11 protein-coding genes are annotated in these 23444 nt (G+C 73.7%); 2 read left to right on the top strand and 9 right to left on the bottom strand.

Annotated features, from left to right (window positions below):
• Positions 1 to 125: 125 nt before the first annotated feature.
• Together LG634_RS07505 and zwf are read left to right on the top strand one after the other, a co-directional pair.
• Positions 126 to 1820: a putative adhesin gene (locus LG634_RS07505; protein ID WP_226732852.1), complete on the top strand. Its 1695-nt coding sequence runs from the start codon at positions 126 to 128 to the stop codon at positions 1818 to 1820.
• A gap of 119 nt (positions 1821 to 1939) precedes the next feature.
• Entirely contained in the window at positions 1940 to 3391 is a 1452-nt protein-coding gene (zwf, locus tag LG634_RS07510) for a glucose-6-phosphate dehydrogenase (RefSeq protein ID WP_226732853.1), read from the top strand.
• Positions 3392 to 3425: 34 nt separating this feature from the next.
• Here the strand turns inward: zwf and LG634_RS07515 are convergent, their stop codons facing one another.
• From LG634_RS07515 to LG634_RS07555, 9 genes are all read right to left on the bottom strand, one after another.
• Positions 3426 to 3656 carry a hypothetical protein gene (locus LG634_RS07515; RefSeq protein WP_226732854.1) on the bottom strand — a complete coding sequence of 77 codons (231 nt, stop codon included), beginning with the start codon at positions 3654 to 3656 and terminating at the stop codon, positions 3426 to 3428.
• 79 nt (positions 3657 to 3735) lie between these two features.
• A complete protein-coding gene (locus tag LG634_RS07520; RefSeq protein WP_226732855.1) occupies positions 3736 to 4833 on the bottom strand; it encodes a class I SAM-dependent methyltransferase in 1098 nt (365 codons plus the stop codon).
• Positions 4830 to 6014 (bottom strand): glycosyltransferase, encoded by a 1185-nt coding sequence (locus tag LG634_RS07525; protein ID WP_226732856.1) that lies wholly within the window; start codon positions 6012 to 6014, stop codon positions 4830 to 4832. Before LG634_RS07525 ends, LG634_RS07520 begins: the two co-directional genes overlap by 4 nt.
• A complete protein-coding gene (locus LG634_RS07530) occupies positions 6011 to 6856 on the bottom strand; it encodes an alpha/beta fold hydrolase (RefSeq protein ID WP_226732857.1) in 846 nt (281 codons plus the stop codon). Before LG634_RS07530 ends, LG634_RS07525 begins: the two co-directional genes overlap by 4 nt.
• Before the next feature lie 3 nt (positions 6857 to 6859).
• Entirely contained in the window at positions 6860 to 7198 is a 339-nt protein-coding gene (locus tag LG634_RS07535; RefSeq protein ID WP_226732858.1) for an acyl carrier protein, read from the bottom strand.
• On the bottom strand, positions 7195 to 12078 hold the full coding sequence (locus LG634_RS07540) for a type I polyketide synthase (RefSeq protein ID WP_226732859.1): 4884 nt from the start codon (positions 12076 to 12078) through the stop codon (positions 7195 to 7197). Before LG634_RS07540 ends, LG634_RS07535 begins: the two co-directional genes overlap by 4 nt.
• Before the next feature lies 1 nt (position 12079).
• Positions 12080 to 19162 (bottom strand): type I polyketide synthase, encoded by a 7083-nt coding sequence (locus LG634_RS07545; protein WP_226732860.1) that lies wholly within the window; start codon positions 19160 to 19162, stop codon positions 12080 to 12082.
• Between the two features lie 450 nt (positions 19163 to 19612).
• Positions 19613 to 20779: a hypothetical protein gene (locus LG634_RS07550; RefSeq protein WP_226732861.1), complete on the bottom strand. Its 1167-nt coding sequence runs from the start codon at positions 20777 to 20779 to the stop codon at positions 19613 to 19615.
• Positions 20780 to 21229: 450 nt separating this feature from the next.
• A complete protein-coding gene (locus LG634_RS07555) occupies positions 21230 to 23443 on the bottom strand; it encodes a M4 family metallopeptidase (RefSeq protein ID WP_226732930.1) in 2214 nt (737 codons plus the stop codon).
• Position 23444: the final 1 nt, after the last annotated feature.

Here is a 23444-nt window from a genome sequence, read left to right on the forward strand (position 1 = left end):
TCGTGAGCATTGCTCGCATGCGTGAAAGCGCATACATGTGCCCCCCGGGCTGTCCGTTCTCCCTGCCGCCTTCCGATTCAGCCACCGTACGTTTCCCGGGAAGACGACGACCCAGGAGACCTTCCATGCCGTTCCACCCCAAGTACCGGTACGCCACGATGTACGACCTCGCGACCGACAGGCTGCACCTGATCCGGCCCGAGGGAGACTTCTGGCTGCGGTTGTGGGCGCAGGACAAGGAGTTGCAGCGGGTCCTCGCTTCTCAGGACGACGCCGTGCTCCTGAGCTGGGTATCCCGGGCCCTGGACGAGAACGCCTTCACCGACCCTGCGGAGGCCGCTGCCGTCCAGCACCTCGGATACCTCGCCGAGCGGAAGCCGGGGAGCAGCGGAGAATTCCTTGCGGCGGTGATGGCCGGGACGGCGAACAAGATCGGGGAGGCGGCCCTGCATCCGTCTCTCAGGCACTGGTGCTGGGGCAAGTGTCCCGAAGACAAGAGGGTCAAGTGCCAGGGAGGCAGCTGCCTGGCCTACAAGACCGGGGTCGGGCACCACCATCACTCCGCTGCCGCGGAGGTCGCGCATGCGGGCCCGGGTCCCCGCAAGCCGGTGACCCGTACGCCGAGGGACGCGGACAGGAACGTCCTGGGACACGGGTCGTACACCGAGGCGGACGACGACGTCCTCGTCCCCGCGGGCGTCACGATCCGCTTCTGGACCCACCGGGACCGGGTGCTCAACAAGAACGAGAAGTCCCGGGCGATCATCGCCGCCGGCGACCCGGTCGACACCAAGGGCCCGGGCGAGAAGGTGGAGAACCTCCTGGTCTCCCCCCTCAAGCCCGGGGAGGCCAAGGAGTCGGCGCACGCAACCCGCTACCTGCAGAACTGCTTCGAAGTGCGCCCGGGCGACGGCGACATCTACCTCTGCGGCGACTCGATGGACGGCAGCCTCAAGTGCTACTTCTACGAGGGCACCGATGGTCACCACCATCCCGACTGCCAGGGCCTGCTGGGCCGCAAGGGGCGCCTGAAGGACGTCGTCCTGAACGGCGGCGTCATCAATTTCTGGACCTGCCGCGAGAAGGGCGTGACGACCGAGGAGGAGTCCGACCCCCGGCAGGACTACACCCAGGAGCAGTCCGACTACCACAACGACATGGCTGCATACGTGCAGTCGCTCGTCACCCTGCGGAAGACCAACCCGGTCCTGGCCTACCTCCAGGTGGCCTGCACCGCCCACGCCACGCGCTACGAGCTGGACGTGGTGCCGCTGGAGACCAGGCAGGCCATCACCCACATCCTCAACGGGACCGAGCCCCGGGTCGACCACCTCTCGCTCGACCGGGCCGAGCGCGCCGAGCAGGTACGCCTGGTCTGGGCCCGGCTGCACGACCTGGAGTCCTGGGAGCAGGACTCCCTCTTCAAGCGCCCCACGTGGCAGCAGGTGTACAGCGACCTGTGCGACCGGCGTGACCGGGCGGCATACGCCACCGAAACCTTCAGAGGGCTGGTCCTCGGAGTACAGGCGTCGGGGCCCCGCAGCAGCATGCCGGCCGAGGTGTGGGACACGGGTCTCCACCGGCTGGAGGCGTTCGCGACTGCTGTCGAGAGCTGCTTCTACTACCCGCCGACCAGTGAGGCGGGCACCCGGCTCACGGCGTTCTGCACGTCTCTCCGGCAGGCCTCGGCCGGAGACTCCGCGGCACTCGCCGCGGTCGAGGCGCTCGCGGCCGGTCTGGAGTACCTGACGGGGCTCACGCCCACCGATCAGGCCCTCGGCCTCGTGGAACGGGAACAGCCCCTGCCCTGGTCCCAGTGACGGCCGGCGCCCCCGCGTGCCGGATCCCCTCCCATCCCGCACAGTGAGCCATGAGGAGCGGTGGCACGCGGCCGGCGACGTACGACGGCGACTGCGGACCGGCAGAGGAGGACACCGTCATGGACCGAACGGCCACGTCCCGTGAGCTCCTCCCCGCGGACCACGTCATCGTCCTCTTCGGCGCGACGGGCGACCTCGCCAGGCGCAAGCTGCTGCCCGGCCTGTTCCACCTCGCCAAGGCGGGGTTCCTGCCGAGGCGGTGCCGTGTGGTCGGTACCGCCCCGGCCGCCGAGGCGCTGAGTGACGAAGCGTTCCGCGCCCATGCGCGGCAGGCGGTGGAGGAGTTCGGCCGCTCACGCCCCGAAGGAGCGGCCTGGCAGGCTTTCGAAGCCTCGCTGTCCTTCGGGGCGGCGGACCGGGACGACGCGGCACCGCTGCTCCGGGCGGTACGCGAAGCCGAGCAGGCCATCGGCGGAACGCCGCAACGGCTCTTCCACCTCGCGGTCCCGCCCGCAGCCTTCCCGTCGGTGATCGGCCTGCTGGGCGACACGGACCTCGCCCGGGGAGGCCGGGTCATCGTCGAGAAGCCGTTCGGCACCGACCTCGTGTCCGCCCGTGCACTCAATGCGACGATCCACACGGTCTTCGACGAGTCCCGGGTGTTCCGCATCGACCACTTCCTCGGAAAGGAAGCGGTCGACAACATCCTCGCGCTCCGGTTCGCCAACGGACTGTTCGAGCCCCTGTGGAACCGCGGGCACATCAGCCACGTGCAGATCGACGTTCCCGAGAAGATCGACATCCAGGGCCGCGCCCACTTCTTCGAGGGCACCGGAACGTTCCGCGACATGGTCGTCACCCATCTGTTCCAGCTGCTCGGCTTCGTCGCCATGGAGCCCCCGGTCGCCCTGGACGCGCAGGCCCTCCGGGACGAACAGATCAAGGCGTTCCGCAGCATGCGGGTCCTCGCACCCGAGGACGTGGTCCGCGGCCAGTACACCGGGTACCGCACCGAGAACGGTGTCGCTCCGGATTCGGACACCGAGACGTTCGTCGCCCTGCGTGCCTGGATCGACAACTGGCGCTGGTCCGGCGTGCCGTTCCACCTCAGAACGGGCAAGGCGCTGGCCGAAGGCCGCCACACCGTGACCCTCGGGTTGCGCGAGCCGGTCCTGCGCATGTTCCCCCTGGACGCGCAGGCGGCGGCGGACGGCCGCGCCAACCAGCTGGTCATCGACTTCGCCGACCCCGGCACGCTCACGGCCCGCTTCCTCGCCAAGGAACCCGGCCCGGCCCTTCGGCTCGCAGAAGCCGCCATGGTGTTCGAGTACGGCACGTCCTTCACCCTCGAGAACGCGCTGGAGGCGTACGAGCACCTGATCCTCCAGGCGATGCTCGGCAACCAGGCCCTCTTCACCCGGTCCGACGGCATCGAGCGCCTCTGGGAGGTCGCGGCCCCGCTGCTGGACGCGCCTCCGGCGGTGGAGCCGTACGTGCCGGGCAGCTGGGGTCCCGAGCGGACCGACACGGTCGCCGCCCCCTACCCGTGGCACCTCTCCCACCCGCGGTGAGCCGTCCGAAGAGCGTGCCGCGTCCGGTTCGGCCTCACCGGGAGACCGCCGGAACGACGACCGTCAGCCGGTCGCCCCTGGCCACGTAGTGGACGTGGGCCTCGGTGCCGAGGCCGGCGACCGCGCGGTCCGCGCGGGGCGCGTCGGACATCGGGTACGTCGCGACCTTCCGGGAAGGCCGTCCGTCACACTCCGTACACCACGAATCGCACACCTGTTCGTCCTTGAGCTTGAAGCCGGCGATCTGGTAGGCCTTGGGCCGCATGATCGGGTTCCTTTCACGGGGCGGGTGGTGCCTCCCAGCATCCGCGGAACGGGACACCCCGGAATCCTCCGATCAGGCCTCACGGCGGGGGAGGAACGTGACCGTCCCGTCTGGCGATCAGGCGGTAGGCGTTCGTCAGACGGAGGCGGCCGGCGAGCGGGCGCGCCAGCAGCCGGTCCAGGGCGGTCGCCGCCAGGAGCAGCGGGATCCCGGCCAGCAGGACGGCCGTCCGCACGGCGCGCCGCCAGGCCCCGGGTGCCGAGGCCAGCCACGGCAGGTCCTCCCGGGGGGCGACTGCGTCCAGTGCGATCCACAGGGCGGCCACCAGGTCGACCGCGTCGTGCGCCTCGGTGTGTTCCTCCGTGAGGACGGTGAAGCCCGTCTCGGCCAGCCGGCGGCGCAGATTGGCCACCGGTGCCAGGTTCAGGTGCTGCGGCTGGAGCCAGGGCAGCCACCAGCGGCCCAGCAGCCGTGCGTACCGGCTCTCGGGATCCGGCACGTCGATCACGAGCAGCCCGCCCGGCCGCAGCACGGTGCGCGCCGCCTCCAGTTCGTGCTGGGGATCGGTGCAGTGCTCCAGGTAGTGGAACATGCTCACCACGTCGTACGAACCGCCCATCCGCTCGGCGAGTTCGGGGAACGCCCCCCGGTGGCCCCGGCGTACGCGACCGGCCTGCTCGGCGAGTTCGGCACCCTCGGAGCGGTCCAGCCCGTCGAAGGCCACCGCCGGGAGTACCGCCCGGGCGTGCTGGCAGAAGTGGCCGTGCCCGGTGCCGACGTCCAGCCACTCGACGGCACCTTCGGCGAGGTGGGGCCGCACGGAGTCCGCCCGTGAGCGGTAGGCGGCGGTGCGTCCGCTGAACAGGCCGTCCAGCCGCTCCTCGCCGAGGCCGTCGTAGAAGTCCCGGTAGTAGAAGGCGAGACCGCGCTCGTTCAGCCGCGGATTCTGGAAGAGGTGTCCGCAGTCGTGGCAGCGGTCGAGGACGAAGACGCCGGGCTTGTGCTGGAGGAGGTCGCCGGTGCGCAGGTGCTCGCCGAGCCGTCCCGAGCCGCACCAAGGGCACACCGGCGAGCGCGGTGCGAAGAAGACGGAGGTGCCGTCGGCCAGGTCCTTGCCGTACGCGGGGCGCAGCGCGGCCACCCGGAGCGTACGGGCCTTTCGCGAAGCGGAGCTCATGCCTCGTCCTTTCGGCCCTGGGCCAGTCGTTCCAGGTGGAGGGCGGCAGCCCGGGCACCGCCGGCGTTGCGGAAGGCCCGTGAGACGGCGTGGGCCGCGTCCCGGGGACGCGGGTCGGCGAGAACGGTGTCGACGGCCGTACCGATCGTGTCGACGGAGGCCCGGCCGAAGCGGATCCGTACCCCTGCCCCCGCGCCGACCACCTGCGCGGCGATCACCGGCTGGTCGTCCCGGATCGGCGCGACGACCAGCGGAACGCCGTGCCACAGCGCCTCGCACACGGTGTTGTGTCCTCCGTGGCACACGACGCCGTCGGCGCGCGCGAGCAGTTCCAGCTGGGGGACGACGGGCAGGGTGATGACATCGAGGTCCCCGGGCGCGGCGCCGAGGGTGCCCCCGGGATCGACGACGACGGCCTGCACCCGGTGCGATCGGGCCCGCAGGGCCCGGGCCGCCCGGTCCAGGAAGCGCTCCCCGGCATCGGTGTTGGCGGTGCCCAGGGTGACCAGGACCAGCTCTCGTGCCGGATCGAGCCGTTCCCAGGGGAAGGGGGCGGGGGAAGGCCGGGCGGTCAGGGACGGGCCGACCCAGCGCACCCGGTCGCCGCCCCGTGCGGGCGGCCCCGCCAGCTCGGGCGTGCTGAAGGCGAGCACGAGGTGCGGGGAGAAGCGCGGGTCGCCGCTTCCCTGCGGATCGCCGATCCGGGCGCGCAGATCGTCCAGCAAGGCCGCGTTCCAGGCGGCCACCTGGGGCATCGAAGCCAGGGCGTCCGTGAACTCGGCCGAGGTCGTCGCCGAGGTGGCCCAGGGCAGCCCCAGGTCCTCGGCGACGAGGGCGCCCGCGAGAGCCTGCTGGTCGGCAACGACCGCATCGGGCCGGAAGGCGCGGACCGCCTCCCGTACGCCGGGCGCCATGGCCTCGGCGAGCGGGACGAGGAAACGCTCCCACAGGAACCGCAGCGCCTCGGGGCCGCGCAGGTCCGGGGGCCGCACGCTCGGTGGCCCTCCTCCGGCGGCAGGGCACGGGTGGACGGCCGCTCCGCTGCCCGCGAGGCGGCGTACGAGCGCGGGCTCGCCCGCCCAGGCCACCTGGTGGCCCCGCAAGGTGAGCGCCGACGCGACGCCCACGGCCGGGTTGATGTGTCCGACCAGCGGGGGCACGACGAACAGGAAGCGGCTCACCGGACCTGCACCGCCCGGTCGCCGGCGGGCCGGGGGTGCCGGCCGACCCAGTCGAGGACGAGATCGCGCACCCGGCCCGGCGCCTCGACCAGGACCGAGTGCCGGTGGCCGGGGAACGACTCGGTCGCACAGTGCGGCAGCAGCGACCGCATGCGGGGAGCCTGCGCGGCCAGATCGGAGTCGGCGCCGTAGAGGGCGAGTACCGGGCATCGGATCGCCCGCACGTCGTCGTCGTCCAGGACCGCGCTCGCCGGGATGTCCGCGGCGAGGGTGGTGTCGCGGACGAGCCGGCCGGCGGACTTCGCCAACCGGGCGGTGTGCCCTCCGTGGTGGGCGGCGATCCAGTCGAGGGCGGCGTCCTCGTTCACGCTCATCTCGTGCCGGACCCGCTCCAGCAGCCCGGCGATCTTGACCGCCCACGAGGGGGTGGCCGGCTCCGACTCGATCACCACCATGGCGGCGACCCGCTCCGGCCGGCGCAGCGCGTAGTCGAAGGCGACCGTACCGCCGTACGAATTGCCCACCAGATGGACCGGGTTCCGGATGCCGAGCCGGTCCAGGAGGGCGTCCAGGTCGTCGACGAACGCCCCCAGCGTGTAGCCGCGTTCCGGCCGCCCGCTGCGCCCGTGCCCCCGGTGGTCGTACATGACCACGTCCAGGCCGGCGGCCGCGAAGGCCGGGGCGACCGTGAAGTAGTAACTGGCCAGGCTGTCGGTGAGCAGCCCGTGGAGCAGGACGACCGTGGCGTCCGGGGCGGCGGCGCGGACCCCGTGCGCGGTGGGGCGAGCGCCGGTCAGGCGCTGGACGTGCAGCCCGACGTCGCCGGTGTCGACGATGGCCATGGCTCAGTCCCTTCCCTCGGCCTTCAGGCACAGGCAGACGTGCTCGACGAGCCGGCCCACACTGAGCCCGATGATCTCCTCCAGCTCCATGGAGGCCACGAACTCGGCGAAGTTGACGGTGCTGCCGTAGCGGTCCTGGAGCAGACCGGCGAGTGTCACGAGGTCGATGCTCTCCAGTTCGAGGTCGCGGCCGAAGCGGGTCTCCATCGTGATCTCGGTGTCGTCGAGTTCGTATCCGTCCAGGACCTGTCCGATCATGCCGGTCAGTTCGGCGAGGACCGCGGCTTCGTCGAGGCGCACGGATCCGGTGGGTGCGGATCCGGAGGGCCGGATGGTGGTCAACTTGTTCCTCCGAGGGGGCTTCGCCCTTGCGGGCGGGGCGGAGTGGGTCCGACGGCGCCCGCTGCCGGTTGCTCCGGTTCCGGGCCGGTGGTCCAGGCCACGACGTACGTGCGGGGCGGCAGCCCGGCCGGATTGGCGATGCGTTCGCAGCCCACCCGGTACGTACGGGTGGGCGTGTCCGGCGGGCGCACGGTCACCGTCAGCCGGTCCGCTTCGGCACGGGTCACCTCGAAGTCGCGCGGCCGCCCGCGCAGACCGGTGCCCTCGGCCTTGGCGACGGCCTCCTTCGCCGTCCAGAAGCGCGTGAACCACGTTCCTGGCGGCTCCCCGCCTCCGCCGGCGGCGCGGCAGGCCGCCAGCAGCTCCTGTTCGGCCGGGGAAAGCGCGGTGGCGACGGTCGCCGGCGCGGGTTCGGTGATCTCCTCGACGTCGATGCCCGGACCGTGCCGCAGGGCTCCGGGGTCCCCGCCGGGGGGCCGGTGCCGGGCGAGGGCGACACCCGCCTCTGCGCAGTGCGCGATCGACACGTCCAGCGGGGGGAGTTCCCGCCCGTGGCGGCCGGTGACGTACGGACGGCCGGACGCCTCGTTGCCGACGAGGAGCTCGGCGGGGTACACCGGTCCCTCCCCGTCCGCCCACAGCAGTCGCCGTACCGCGTCCTTGGCCGCGATCCGGCCGAGCAGCCACTGCCGGCGGCCCCGGGGCGGCCGCTCGGCGTACGCCGAGCGTTCGGGGCCGCCCAGTGCGTTGCGCATGATCAGCTCACGGGAGGCGAGGCCCGGCCAGCGCTCGAACACCACCGACCAGCCACCGGGACGGGTCGCGGAGAGGGTGTTGCGGTCCGGGAAGCGCTCCACCGGCCGGGTGTGGGGGTCGTTGTCGAAACGCCGGTCCTGCCAGCCGGTCAGCTGGGCCCACACCTGCCCGGCGACGGTGAGCACCGCGTCCGCTTCGAGCACCGTGTCCGTGAGGGACACGATCCGGACCGCGCATTCCACCGGTGTGCCGGGGGCCGGATGCGGCCCGAAGAAGCGCAGGTGCCGCACCCGCACCGGGAAGACGACGGTGCGTTCGGTGTGTGTTGCCATGATCCAGTAGCCGAGTACCTGTCCCACGTTGTCCAGCAGGGCGCCGGGTGCGGCCGGGGTCGTCAGCGTGGCGCGCACGTGCCGGTCGCCGATGGCGGTGAGCCGGGCCATGCCCTGGTACGACGGGCCGTGGAACATCCACCGCTCGCGGTAGACCTGCTCGGCGGTGTGCGCGGGCACGCGCTCGGATCCGGGGTCGGGCGGATGCGGGGCGGAGGGCGCCCCGGGGTGACGGTCCGCCAGCGCCACCACCGCGCGGGCGTCGGGGCCGAACGACACGGCGACCAGGTCCGGCCCGCGCGGGGTCACCGTGACGGGCACGTCCACGGGATCGGCGGCCGTGAGCCAGCGGTCGAAGCACGCGTCGTGCACCTCCACGGCCACCTTTCCGGGCAAGGCCCGCTCGGCCGCCGCCATCAGGTGGGCCACGATCGTGGTGGCGGGCACCACGGGCCAGCGGTCGGCGACGTCGGGCCAGTCGGCGCGCTGCGGGAAGAAGCAGTGGTCGAGCAGGTACGGCATCCGGTCCACCCCGACCCGTACGCGTTCGTGACGTACGGAGCCGGCGGTCCCTGCGCCGGCCGTCCCGGCCCCGGCTCGGCCGGTCCCGGAGCCGGCGGAGCCCGTGACCGGCGCAGTCGCGGTCCGCACGGTGCCGGTGGCGGCCGGCGCAGTTGCGGCCCGCACCACCCCGGCGGCCGGTCGGGCCGGCGGTGCCGGGAGGCGCGGCGCCCTTTCCGGCGGGGGCGTGCCCGCCGCGGCCATCACGTCCGCGGCCGTCTGCGCGGTCTCCCGCAGCAGGGCGGCCAGTTCGGCGGCCACCGGTGATCCGGCCGCTGCCGTATCGAGGACGCCGGCCGGATCTGCGGCTGCCCGGTCCCGGGCCAGAGCGGCCACGAGAGCGGGGTCCGGTGCGAGGTCCACCAGAGCACTGCCGAGGTCGAGACGGACGCACTGCCGAGCCGGCCCCGGGACGGCCCCGGGCGGTGAGGCGGCGGCGGGGGTCCCGGCCGTCTGCAGAGAACGGGGATCGGTTTCCGCCCCGGCCGTCCACAGGGCGGTGGCCACCCGTCGGAGCTGCGCCATTCCGTCGCGGTGCGGAGAACTGGCGGCGACGACCAGATGGTCCCGGCCGGCCAGGGTGTCGCCGACGAGGGAGCCGAGCTGCCCCGGCCCGGCCTGCACGAAGACGCGGATGCCCGCTCCGTACAGGGCGTCGGTCAGCGCCCGGAAGCGGACGGGTTCGAGGAGGTGGCGGACGAACAGGGCGCGGATCGCGGCTTCTTCCGGAGGAAAGGGTGCTGCTGTGGTGCCCGACCAGACGGGCACGTGCGGGGCCCTCAGCCGCATGCGGCCGGCGGCCGCCCTGATGGGCTCCAGGAGCGGTGCGAGCATGGGGGTGTGGAAGCCGGAGCGGAACGGCAGGACGCGTACGAGGACCCCCTCGGCGCGCAGTCCGGCGGCGAACGCCTCCACGTCCTCGGGAGGCCCGCACACCATCGACTGGTTCGGGGCGTTGTCGTGGGAGAGGACCACGGACGGGTGCAGTCCGCGGGCCAGGACCCGGTTCACCCGGCCGGCGCCCGCGCCGACGGCGGCGTACGCCAGGTCGGCACCCCGGACCGTCTCGGGGTCGAGGGCGGTCATGAAGGCGTCGACGGCAGCCTCCTCGTACAGGCCGCCGACGGCCATGGCGGTCCATTCACCGACGCTGTGGCCGGCGACGGCGTCGGGGACGATGCCGATGCGGCGCAGGGCCGTGTCGAGCAGCCGTCCGACGGCGACGACACCGAGTCCGTGGCGGCCGAGGCCGCCGCCCGGCTCCGGCCTCCGGCCGTCGGGGCCCGTCCGGGGTGCGGCAAGGGGTGGCCGGGGCAGTCCGAAGTGGTCGGCGATGTCGTCGACGCGGGGTGTGAACTCGCCTTCCAGGCCAGGGAAGAGAAAGGCGGTCCCGCCGCCGTCCGGTCCGCCGCCGAGGAGCGGGCCGGGACGGAACCACACGTCGTTGCGGCCGTGCCAGGCCTCACCCCTGGCAACCACCCGGCGGGCCAGTGCGAGCCTCTTGGGGGTGGGGCAGACGATCCCCAGCCGTACGGGTCCGGAGGCAGGACCGCCGGGAGGGGTCCGCGGGTCTGCGGCGTCCAGCAGTGCGGCGAGCGCTTCGGGGGTCGCCGCGCTCAGGAGCAGCACCGGTTCGCCTTCGCGTACCTCGGCCCGGGACCCGCCGGCCGGCCCGGGGGAGGGACACCCGGAGGCCGGGGGCGCCTCTTCGAGGACGACGTGGGCGTTGACGCCACCGAAGCCGAACGCGTTCACGGCGGCCCTGCGCGGCCGCCCCGGCCCGGTCACCCAGGGAACGGCACGGGAGATCGGGGCGAAGCGGGTGGCGGACAGCGCCGGGTGGGGATCCTCGCAGTGCAGGGTGGGCAGCAGCGTGCCGTGGTGGACGGCAAGGGCGGCCTTGACCAGGCCGGCGACCCCGGCCGCCGGCATGGCATGCCCGATCATGGACTTCACCGAGCCGATCACCGGCCGGTCCTCGCGGTGCCCGCGGTCCCCGTGGTCCTCGCGGCCCCCCGGCTCCGCCGGCTCCGTTCCGGCGCGCGGCCCCGCCGCCGGCCGGGGCGGTCCGAACACCGCGCGCAGCGTTTCCAGTTCGGCGGTGTCACCGGCGGGGGTGCCGGTGCCGTGGGCCTCCAGCAGGCCGATCGAGCCCGGCTCGGCGGGATCGAGGCCGGCGGCGCGCCATGCCGCCCGGACGGCCCGGGTCTGCCCGGCCGGATCGGGATTGACGAGCCCCGAGGTGCGGCCGTCACTGCTGACGCCGGTGCCCCGGATCACCGCGTAGACCCGGTCGCCGTCCCGCTCGGCGTCGGCGAGCCGCTTCAGCACCACCACCCCGGTGCCCTCGCCGATGAGGATGCCGTCGGCGTCCCGGTGGAAGGGCCGGATGCGTTCGCTGGGCGACAGGGCGCGGAGCTGTGCGAACACGCTCCACAACGTGATGTCGTGGCAGTGGTGGACGCCTCCTGCCAGCATCACGTCGCAGCGCCCGGAGCCGAGCGCGGCCACCGCCTGGTCCACGGCCAGCAGCGACGAGGCGCACGCCGCGTCGACGGTGTAGGCCGGACCCCGCAGATCGAGACGGTTGGCGACCCGCGAGGCAGCGAGATTGGGCACCAGACCGATGGCGTCCTCCGGCCGGGCGGGACCGAGGCGGTCGGTGAACGCCACCCGCACCCGCTCCAGTTGCCCCGGGTCCAGGCCGGGCATCAGATCACCGAGCGTGCGGACGAGCTGGCGGGCCGTCCGGACCCGCTGGTCGAGGCGGGCCAGGCCGGGCGTGAGGTACCCCCCGCGGCCGAGGACGATCCCGACGCGGTCGCGGTCGGGCAGCCTCTGCGCGCCGCCCGCGTCCGCGAGGGCGCTCGCCGCGACGTGCAGGGCGATGAGCTGGTCGGGCTCCGTGCCGGGCACCGAGTGCGGCATGATGCCGAACCGCGTGACGTCGACCTCCGCGACGGCGTCGACGAAGCCCCCGCGCCGGCAGTACACCCGGTCGGCCGCGGCCGGTTCCGACGCACTGCCCGGGTGGTGGTACGCGCTGTCCCAGCGTCCCGGGGGCACGTCGCCGATCATGTCGGAGCCCGCGGTGAGGTTCTGCCAGTACGTCGCCAGGTCGGGCGCTCCTGGCAGCATCACCGCCATGCCGGTGATGGCGACGGGCGGTTGGAGGGGGCCCGCCTGCGCGGAGTGCGCGGCGACGGCCCGTCGTCGGGCGGTGGGGGCCATCTCACCACTCCGTGGCGGTGTGGACGACCGAGCGGACCGTCTCCTCGCCCCAGGCGAGTTCCCGCAGCAGGGCCAGGGCGCCCTCCTCCGGGTCGATGAGCGTGATCCCGCGCCGCGCGTAGCTGCGGGCCAGCTCGGGACCGACCATCCCTGGGTGGCCGTCGGACGGTGCCCACGGACCCCAGTGGACCGTCAGGGCCCGCCTTCCCGTCCGTTCGGCCCAGGCGGCACCAAGGGTCTCCAGGGCGTCGTTGGCGGCCGCGTAGTCGGCCTGGCCGCGATTGCCGAGCACGGCGGCGACGCTGCCGAACAGCACGGCGAAGGACGGCGGCCGGGGCAGCTGCTCCACGGCGGTGAGCAGCGCCGCCGCGCTGTCGGTCTTGGTGCCGTAGACGCGTGCGAACGACTCGGGCGTCTTCTGGTCCATCAGGCGGTCCTCGATGATCCCGGCGGCGTGGATCACGCCGTCGACGCGGCCGTACTCCGCATGGATCCCCTTGACCGCCTGGAGCACGGCGGCGGAGTCCCGGCAGTCCACGCTGTGGTAGCGGGCCCGGCTGCCGGCGGCACGCAGCGTGTGCAGCGTCGCGGCCACCTCGCGCCGGGCCAGGACCAGGCCGACGGCGCGCTCGAGCGCGGCGGGACCGTCGTAGCGCCCGGTGCCCGCGAGGACGGACCGCAGGGCGGCTGCGTCGGAGGCGTCGGCGGTCTCAGGGCCCTCGGGCCCTTCGGGAGCCGGCGTGCGCCCCAGGAGCTCGATGCGGCACCGGGACGCGCCGGCGAGGGCGCCCACGCACCGCGCCGTGATGCCTCGGGCCCCGCCGACGACGATCACCACGCTGTCCCGGTCCAGGCCCAGGGCCGCCGCCTCGGCGGCGCCCTCACCCGACGGCCCCGCACCGGTGGTGCCGAGCGCGCCGAGCGGTGCCGGGGTCAGTGCGGGCGCGAAACGCCCGGCCGGGGTGCGCAGGACGACGGGCAGGGCGTCGTCCGCCAGGAGTTCGGCCACCAGCGTGTCCGCCGCGTACGCGAGGTCCTCGGGGGTGCCCGGGCCGAGCGCGACGCAGCGTACGCCGACGTCCGGATGCTCCCGGGCGGCGGTCCGCGCGAGCCCGTCCGTCCCGGCGGCCCGGACCCCGTCCGCAGCGCGGACGAGGAGCAGCCGCCGGGGTGCCCGCCGGAGGGCGTCGCGGACGAGGGGGAATCCGGCGGGCAGGAACGGTGCCCCGGGCTCTCCGAGAGCCGTGAGCAGGACGATGCCGTCCCACGGCCCGTCCGTCTCTCCCGGCACGCGACCGGCGTCCATGGCGACCGCTTCGGCGCCGAGGCGGGTCAGCCGGGCGGCCAGTGCGGCCGCGACCCCGCCGAAGGCGCCGGTGCCGTCGCCGAGCAGGGCGAAACGCTTCCCGGAGAGCAGGTCCTGTGGGCTCCCGGGCCCCGGCGCGGAGGAGGAGGCGGGCACCGGAGCGGGCACGGGCAGCATCCTCAGGCGGCGGGGGGCGGCGGGCCGCGGTCCGCCGCCCGGAGCACCGTCGGTTGCGGACGCCGTGGGGCCGGGTGCCGCCGACGAGGCCCTCGCGCCGGCTGCGCGGCCGAACATCCAGCGCGCCACCGCCGCGGCCGTCCGGGCGCCGGTCAGCTCCTCCAGCTCGGCGTCGTCCAGAGCGGGCGCCCGGTCGTCCGGGGCGCCGAGGCGCCTGGCCAGCTCACCGGCGATTTCGGCGCGCTTGATCGAGTCGATGCTCAGATCGGCCTCCAGGTCGAGGTCGGGCTCGACCATGTCCAGGGGGTAGCCGGTGCGCTCGCTGATGAGTTCTACGACCGTACGCAGCACCCCCTCCTCGGTGAGGGCCCCGGCCGTGGTGCCTCCATCGGGCTCCGGGGGCGTGGGCGCCGGTGCGGGGACGGCGGTGGGCGCGGCGAGCTCGGCGAGTCCGGTGTACGGCGGTGCTGCTTCCGGCAGGCTCCCCGGCTCGCGAGCCGCCGCCGTCGCCACTGCTCCGGGGACGCTGTCCCCGGGAGCGGCGCCCAGGTAGGCGAGCAGGACATCGCGCTGCGCGGAGACCATGTCCCGGCTGGTCCTGAGGAATTCGGCGACGAGGGCATCGGCTGCACGGGCCGGGGCACCGCCGGGGTCTGCTGTCACGGGCGTCTCCACGACTCGTCGGGCCGGCGCGAGGGCGCCGGGGAGCGGATCGCCGGCGGCGGTGCGGACGAGGTGTCCGTCCACCGTCCAGCCGGGCCGGTGTGCTGCGGATGCCTGTCCGGGGTCCGCGTCGGGGTCGAGGACGTCCCGGTCCCGGAACATCCAGTCCGTCGCCACCGGCAGTCCGGCGACGGCCAGTTCGGCGAGCGCGTCGAGGAGACCCGGGAGACCACTGCCCGCCCGTGGTTCGCAGGCGACGACACGGTGTGGTCGCCCGCCGAGGATCCCGGCGACGAGACGGGTGAGGACGCGACCGGGTCCCACCTCGACGAAGGTGCGGGCACCGGCCTCGTACATCGCCTCGATCTGCTCCACGAAACGCACCGGGGCCCCGATCTGGGCCGCGAGCTCGTCGCGTACGAGGCCGGTGTCGGCCGGGTAGGGACGGGCGGTCCGGTTCGCCCAGACCGGGAACTCCGCCGTGTCGAAGGGATGCCGTTCGAGAGCCGCCCGGAAGACGGGACCGGCGGCGGCGAGCGGTGGGCTGTGGAAGGCGCAGGCGACCGGAAGCCGCGTCGCGCCGTGACCTGCGTCCCGCAGCCGTCCCACCGCCTCGTCAACGGCGCCCGTCGGCCCGGACAGGACGCTCTGCCGCGGGGCGTTGTGGTTCGCGATGACCATGCCGTCCGGCAGCGGACGGCCGAGGGCCCGGTGGATCTCCTCGGGTGTCGCCGCCACGGCGGCCATGGCACCGGGATCGTCGCCCGCCGCGTCGAGGATCGCCGCCGCGCGCGCGGCGCTGAGCCCGGGCAGGGCATCGGGGTCGAGGACGCCCGCCGCACACAGGGCGACCAGCTCGCCGTAGCTGTGGCCCGCGGCCAGGTCGGGGTGCACGCCGGAGCGCGCGAGGACCTCGTACAGGGCGAGTTCGACGATGCCCAGGGCGGGCTGGGCAGCCCGGGTGTCCGTCAGGGCCTCCCGGGCACGTTCCCGCGCGGCTTCGTCGAACGCGGCCGGCGGGTAGAGGGCCTTGGCCAGGCGGGCCCCGTCGCCGGTGTGCAGCAGCCGGCCGAGATCCGGGAAGGCCGTGAACAGGTGCGCGGACATCCCCGGGTGCTGGCTGCCCTGACCCGGGAAGAGGAACGCCGTGAGACCGGGGTCCTCGGGTCCCTCCGCAGCGAGGTGCACCCCGAGCGGCGGGCCGCCCGGCGCGGAGGCCGGCAGCCGGCCGGCGGCACCTCCTTGCTCTGCGGGAACGACGGCATCGTGCACTCCCGCCCCGTCGGACGTTCCCGCACCGAGGGCGGCGAGGGCGTGTCCGAGCTGCCGGCACAGCTGGGCCACGTCGTGGGCGACGAAGGCCGTGCGTACGGGCCCGTGGGCGCGGGCCGCGGTGCGCGCCGCCGTGGCTGCGAGGTCCCGCAGCCGCCACGGGGCCGTGCCCGCTCCGGCCGCGGCGGCGAGGTCGAGCAGCTCGGCGACCGCGCGGCGGGCCACTGCACGCGTGGGGCCGCGGAACGTGAACAGCTCCGCCGCCCAGTGGTCCCGGGCGTGGACCGGCGGTGGCCCGTCGCCGTCGTGGGCGGCGAGGACGACGTGGAAGTTGGTCCCGCCGAAGCCGAACGCGCTCACGCCCGCGAGCCGGCCTCCGGGCGCGGCGGGCCACGGCAGCGCCTCCCGGTGGAACACGAACGGACTCGTGCTCTCCGTCCACAGGGAATGCGGCCGCTCCAGGTGGAGCGTGGGCGGTCGTACTCCGGTGTGCAGGGCGAGCGCGGTCTTGATGAGCCCTGCCAGTCCGGCCGCGCATTTGGTGTGCCCGATCTGCGACTTCACCGACCCCAGGACGCACGCGCCGCGCCCGGCGCCGGCCTGGTCGAAGACCTCGGTGAGCACGCTCAGCTCGGTACGGTCGCCCACCGCGGTGCCGGTGCCGTGCGCCTCCAGCAGGGTGACCTGCGCCGGTGAGACCCCGGCAGTGCGGTAGGCGCGTTCCAGCGCTGCGCGCTGGCCTTCGGGCCGCGGGGCGGTCAGCCCGAGCGAGCGGCCGTCGCTGGAACTGCCGACGCCTTTGACGACGCCGTACACGCGGTCGCCGTCACGTTCGGCGTCCGCGAGGCGCTTGAGGACGACACAGGCGACGCCCTCGCCGAGGGCGATGCCGTCGGCGCTCTCGTCGAAGGGACGGGAACGCCCTGTCGGGGAGAGCGCGTGCACCGAGGTGAACAAGGAGTAGTCGTTGATGCCGTTGTGCAGGTCTGCGCCCCCGCACAGCATGAGGTCGCCGGCGCCGAGCACGAGTTCCTTGCAGGCTGCGTCGACGGCGGCAAGGGAGGACGCACAGGCCGCGTCGACGGTGTAGTTGGGGCCGCGCAGATCGAGGCGGTTGGCCACCCGCCCGGAGATGACGTTCGCCAGCATCCCGGGGAAGGAGTCCTCGGTGAGGCGGGGCAGCTGTGCGTCCAGTCCCGCCGGGACGTGACCGTAGTAGGAGGGGAGCACCGCCCGCAGGGTGGCGGCGTTGGCGAGGTCGCTGCCCGCCTCGGCACCGAAGACGACACCCGCCCGCGTACGGTCGAAGGCCCGCCCCTCCTCCCCGTACCCGGCGTCGTCCAGGGCGCGCCGCGCGGCTTCGAGCGCCAGGAGCTGTACGGGCTCGACGGCGCCCAGCGAGGCCGGCGGGATGCCGTACCGGAGCGGGTCGAAGGGGATCCGGGGCAGGAACCCGCCCCACCGGGAGGCGCTCGTGGCCCCCGGCTCCGTGGAGAAGTGCACGGCGGGGTCCCAGCGTTCGGGGGGAACCTCGGTGACGGCGTCGTGCCCGTCGAGGACGAGCGCCCAGAACGAGGCCAGGTCCGGTGCCTGAGGGAACATGCAGGCCATGCCGATGATCGCGACATCCAGCGGTGCGGTCGCGGTCGCGGATGCCGCTGCGAGGTCCGCGTCCGGTGCGAGGCGCTCGCGCAGGTCGGCGGACCGGCGGCCGAGAAGGCCTGCGGCGTCGTCGGTGACGGACGCGTGCAGGGCGGCGATGGTGACGGTCGCCGTGCGCAGCACCGCCACCTCGCCCGCCATGAACATCCCCTCCGCGTACTGGCGGGCCTCGTCCACGGGCTCCAGGTCTCCGCAGGCGGTGCGCTCGACACCCTTGCTCGCGAGGCGCAGCCGCCCGACGTTGAGGCGTTCCAGCCGCTCCCATGCCTCCCGGCCGCTGACGCCCTCGGCGCGCAGCGCGGCTCCCACGTCGTCGAACGCGTCACTGAACGGGCTGGGGACGCAGCGGGTCGCGTGTCCGGGGGCGGTCCTCAGCAGGGCGGTCCGCTCGGCGGCGAGGACCTGCCGCTGGAAGAGGGGCTGGATGGCCCCGCACGCCACGGCTTCCTCGGTGAACAGGTAGGCGGTGCCCATCAGGAGGCCCACTGCGCATCCGCGTGCGGTGAGGGGTGCGGCGAGGGCGGCGCCCATGGCGGCGGAGCGGGCGTCGTGCACTCCGCCGGCGAGCAGCACCTCGACGTCCGCCGCGCCTTCGGGATCACGGTCCGCCCAGTCACCGATCGCGGCCAGCTGGGCCTCCCAGAGCGGAAAACTGTTCCGGGGGCCGACGTGGCCGCCGCATTCGGCGCCCTCGAAGACGAACCGGCGGGCACCCTGTTCCAGGTACTGGCGCAGCAGCCCGGGCGAGGGCACGTGGAGGAAGGCCCTGATGCCGTCGGCCTCCAGGTCCCGCGCCTGCGAGGGCCGGCCGCCGGCGATGATCACGTGGCTGGGACGGTGGGCGCGTACGGCCTCCAGCTGGGCGGCCCGGGTCTCCTCGGGGGCGAAGCCGAGCACTCCGACGCCCCAGGACCGGCCGGCCAGGGCGGCGTGCGCCTCGGCCAGCAGGGCATGGGCCTGGTCGCGGCCGGCGAGCGCGAGCGCCACGACGGGCAGGGCCCCGCCGTCGGACACCGCGACGGCGAAGCCGGGTCCGTCGCTGACACGGGTCATGGGGCCCTGCACGACCGGCAGCCGGGTGCCCAGCGCGCGGCTCATGGGCGATCCGGGACGCAGGACCTCTGCGGCCGTGTCGTCCCGGACGGCGGCGGACACTGCGTCGGTGACGGCGCGCACCGCACCCGCGGCGTCCCGGAACCGCTCGGCGAACCGGGCTGCGAGGAACCCGTCCTGCCCGACCGGCAGCAGTTGCCGTTCCGGGTCCCGGCCTCCCAGCAGGGACGCCACCTGCCCGGGATCGTCGGGCACGTCCCCCGCAGGTGTGCCCCCGGCGGCCCGGCTCCGGAGGAACCGGTGGCCGCCGAGGACGGTCGTCTCGGAGCCGTCCAACCCGTGCAGGAGGGAGGCGACGCGTGCGGGAACCGCCGATTCGGCCAGGAGCGCGAGCTGGGTGTCGAGCACCACCCCCGCGGCCCCACCCACCACGGCGGCGGCGGCCGTGCCCGGCGCCATGCCGCCGCAGGCCCACACCGGCACGCCGTCGGGGCCGACCAGGTCGAGGAGCTGCTGGAGCAGGACGAACGTGCCGAGTCCACCGATCCTTCCGCCGCACTCGCTGCCCCGGGCGACGAGCCCGTGGACGCCTGTGCCCAGGGCGCTGCGGGCCTCGTCCGCATCCGTCACCTCGGCCAGCACGCGCACGCCGTCGGGCAGGTTCCTGGGCCGCCAGGCGGCCCCGTGGCCGAGCACCACGGTGTGCGGCAGGGCGCCGCGCGCCAGGCTGCCGACGGGTAATCGGCACTGCGGGCCGACGCGGACCCCGTGACGCGCGGGGAGCCATCTGCGGAGGTCTCTCCAGGCCTGTCTGGCGACACGGTCGCCGGTTCCCAGGTCCAGTACCCCGAGCCCCCCGCCGCGCGTGACGGCGGCCGCGAGCCGCGCGTCGGGCTCGCCGAAAGGAGTCACTCCGATGACCAGGTCCAGGACGCATTCTGCTGGCAGCATGAATTCTCCGAATGTGCGATGCATTGCCCGGGAAGAAACTCGGCCGATCAGAAGAACCGATGCAAAGGGCCGAGTGAAGGCGTGAGTCGCGCTCGCCCGCGCGGGGCAGGCCGGGCCGTTCGGTGGATGCAGCGAAAGGTAGCGCCAAGTATCTGAAGGGTCAACGCAGTACCCCTGATTCACAGCGGTCCGGAGATCAGCCGGTCAACTGCCGTGGGAAGGTGCGTCCCATGAGGCCGACGTTTCTTCGACTCACACATCGAGGACGAAAAGCGGCGTGAATTCACTGCACACCCATGTGCGGACCGCCTGCTTTTCGGTCCGGCCGAGGCACACGAACGAAGAAGTGCGCGCCCCCCGGAAGCCCGCAGCGTCGGTGGTCATGCCGCTGCTCGACGAGGCGTCGCTCCCCGTCGGAACAGCGACATGAACCGACCGCTCTGGTGCAACTCAGCCGGTGCAGCCGCCGACGGCAGGGCTGGAACCGGCGCAGTTACCGGGAGTGTTGCCCGCTACGAGGGTGATGCGGAGGGTGACGAGACCACCGTCGTTGTGAATTCCGGCAGGGGCCTGGGCGGCGGTGTTCCGGGTGACCCGGGAGCCGGTGAGGGTCGCCTCGGCGGTACCGCCCCGGTTGACGATGCCACCGCCTGTGCCGGTGGTGGCGGCATTGCTCTCGATGCGGGTCGAGCGGGCGTCGAGGACACCTCCGTTCAGGATGCCGCCTCCGTCGACGGCAGCCGTGTTGTGGGTGACGGCGACCAGGCGCGTGGTCAGGAATCCGCCGTTCGTGATGGCTCCGCCGTTGGTGAGCGTGGCGGTGTTCCCGGTGAGCGTGGCGCCGGTCAGGGTGAACGTCCCGCCGTTGGCGATGGCCCCGCCGGCGCGGCCCTCGTTGCCTGCCAGCAGGCCTCCCGTGAGCGTGAACGTCCCGCTGCCGTTGTTCACGGCTCCGCCGTCCCGGAACGAGCTGTTGCCGGTCAGCACGCTGCCCTCGATGCGGGCGACAGCGCCGAAGTTGTTGATGACGGCACCTCCGCCCCCTCCACCGGGATTGGGTCCGGGGACCACGGAGTTGCCGCGGAGAACGCTTGACGTGATGCGCAGGGAGCCGAAGTTGTTGACGGCCCCGCCGTTCTCCGAACGTACGGTGTTGCCGATGAGGCGGCAGTTGCTGATGGTGAGCGTTCCACCGTTGAAAACGGCCCCGCCGCCTTCGTTGACGATGTCGCCGTTGCTCAGGGTGAGATCCTTCAGCTCTGCCCCACCGGTCCCGTCGATGGCCAGGAGCCGGAACAAGGGGGCGCCCTCGGCTCGGGTGATCGTGGCCTGCCGTCCGTTGAAGGCGACGGGGGTGGTGATGTGCGGGAGAGCGGTGGCGGGGGCGGACGGATCGCCGGCGGCGTAGCTGTAGACACAGTTGCGCGCCAGCCTGAGGGTGGTGGGATCCGGATCGGCGTTGGCCTGGTTGACCGCGTTGGTCAGCGCGCTGGTGGTGCAGGGGACGTCGATCGTGGCGGCGTGGGCAGAGGGTGCGCCCACACCGCCGAGGAGCAGACCGGCGAATGCCGGCATCACGAACATCGCGGTCCGACGGGGAGAAAGCTGAGACCTCATGGCGGGCTCCTGGTCGCGATTGTGCATCTGCGGGAAGACGGAATGCAGTCCAGCCACGGGGATACAGGGCTGGTTCCCGTCCTCGATCGCAGACTCGCCCGCCCGCACCGAGAGTTGGATCGTCCGGATTACTGATGCGATGAACGCATCATCGGTCTCGATATCGCCGTACGGCTTCGCCCCACACCGCCCTCTCGGGACTCGGCCCATGGGTGGGCGGTGACCCGCCCGGGGGGTGAGGCGGGCGGGCCACCGCGTCGGTGTCAGCCCGGCGGTCGGCCACCTTCGGGGCGCGATCGAAGCCGGCCGCCGGGCTCGCCGGAGAGTCCGGCCGGCCCTGTGGGACCGGCGAGGAGCTCACCCCGACGCATGGAACGGTAGGCGCCGGGGCGCCGGCTGGTGATCGTCCTTCGGACGTGAAGAGGGCCTAGGCCAGACGGGCGTTGGCCGTCAGAAGGTGAGCCTCCAGCTGTCGATGTGCCCGGTGTCGAGGTCGGCCACGTCCTGGACGCGCAGCTTCCACACCCCGGCCGCGCTCTTGTCCGAGGCGTCGACCGTGTAGGTCTCGGTCACGTCGTCCGCGGAGTCGCCGGGGGCCGCGTTCTTGAGCCGGTAGGCGGTTCCGTCCGGAGCGACGAGGTCGATCACGAGGTCGCCGCGCCAGGAGTGGACGATGCGGACGTCGACGGCCAGCGCGGCGGAGGCGGGCCCCGCGCGGTTGACGCTGAGCGGGGACTCGACGGTGGTGTTGTCGGCGATCGGGTGGTCGTCGGTGTTCTCGAAGACGGATCCGTTGCCTTCCTCGTCCACGGTCCACCGGAAGCCCGCCGAGTTGCTCTCGCCGGCCTCGTCGGTGACCGTGACCGTCGGCGTGTACCTTCCCGCCTCGGTGAGGGTGCCCGTGATGCGTCCGCTGGCGCTGTCGATCGACAATCCGGCCGGCAGGCCGGAGGCGGAGTAGCTGAGGGCGCCCGGGTTGGTGGAGGAGGCGCGGACACCGAGGTCGGCCTGTCCGCCGACCGTCGAGTACTGGTCGGACGGGGCGACGACGGTCACTCCGTCGAGGATGCGGGGACCGACGTTCACGGCCGCCCATGCGTTCGCCGTGTTGTTGTACGTGGGGGAGCCGAAGCCGTAGAGGTCGGCGGCGGCCTGGAGGGTGGCCGTCCGGGCTCCTGCATAGCCGGTGTTGGAGGTCATGTAGACGGTCAGTGCGCGGAACCAGATCCGCTCGGCGGCTTCCCGTCCGATCGCAGTGACGGGCAGGCCGTCCGAGGTGGGGGAGTCGTAGCTGACGCCGTTGACGACCTTCGGTCCCGAGCCCTCGGAGGCGAGGTAGAACCAGTGGTTCGCGGGGCCCGACGAGTAGTGGACGTCGATGCCGCCGATGCCGGGGTACCAGGAGTCCTTCGAGACGCCGTCCCTGCTGGGCCTGTCCATGTAGCGGAGCGGGGCGCCGGTGCCGCGGATGTCGATCTTCTCGCCGACCAGGTAGTCGCCGGCGTCCGAGGCGTTGCCGGTGGAGAACTCCACGGCGGCGGCCATGATGTCGGACGTGGCCTCGTTCAGGCCGCCCGACTCTCCGCTGTACACGAGCCGGGCCGTCACCGAGGTGAGGCCGTGGGTCATCTCGTGGGCGGCGACGTCGAGGGAGGTCAGCGGCTTGGCATTGCCGGCGCCGTCGCCGTAGGTCATGCAGAAACAGCTGTCCTGCCAGAAGGCGTTGACGTAGTTGTTGCCGTAGTGGACCCGGCTGTAGGGGGCCACGCCGTCGTTGCGCAGGCCGTTGCGGCCGTGCACGTCCTTGTAGTAGTCCCAGGTGGCGGCGGCCCCGTAGTGGGCGTCCGCACCGGCCGTCTCGGGCTCGGCTGCGGTGCCGTCGCCCCACACGTCGTCGGCGCCGGAGAAGAGGGTTCCGGTGCCGGAGGTGCCGCGCCTGAGATCGTGCGTACGGTGGTTCCCGCGCGCGGTGTCGGTGAGGGTGTACGTCGGGTCGGCGAAACTGCTGCCCAGCGGAACCGAACCGCTGTACTGGGTGTTGCCGGTGCCGCTGTGCACGGTGTCGTGCACGAACAGGCGCGCCCCGGTCCGGGTGTCCGCGACGACGTGCACCTCACTGGGCGTGCCGTCCCGGCGGAGGCCGTCGACCACCGTCTCCCGTGCCCGTACAGGTGTGCCGTGCGCGGCCCAGACGACCTGCCGGGTCCGGACGACGGCCGCGCGGACGGTCCCCCGGTCCTCCGCGGCGGCGAGCGCCTGACGTCGCGCTGCTGCCTCGCTCACCCGGGGTGCGGTGCGGGGCACCGCCACGCTCGCGGCCCGGGCCCAGGTCACGCCCCGGACGGAGCCGTCCTTGCGTGCGTGGACGACCAGGTCGCCGCCGAGAACGGGCAGTCCGTCGTACGTGCGCTCGTAGCGGGTGTGCACCGATCCGTCGTCGTCCTGGACGACGTCGCGCACGTGGAGGGCTTCCGCGGCGGGCAGGCCGAGGGCGTGCCGGGTGGTGTCGGCGGACGCGTCCGCCCGGCGTAAGAGGTCCCGGTGGCGCTCCGGTGTCAGCACCACGGGCAGGGCGCCGCCCTGCGGGACGTCGAGGGGCCGGGTGGCGGGGGGCCGGGCGCCGACGGGGACGCCTTCGGCAACGGCCGTCGCGGCCGGGGCCATG

The organism is Streptomyces bambusae (assembly GCF_020532645.1).
GTDB classification, from domain to species: domain Bacteria; phylum Actinomycetota; class Actinomycetes; order Streptomycetales; family Streptomycetaceae; genus Streptomyces; species Streptomyces bambusae.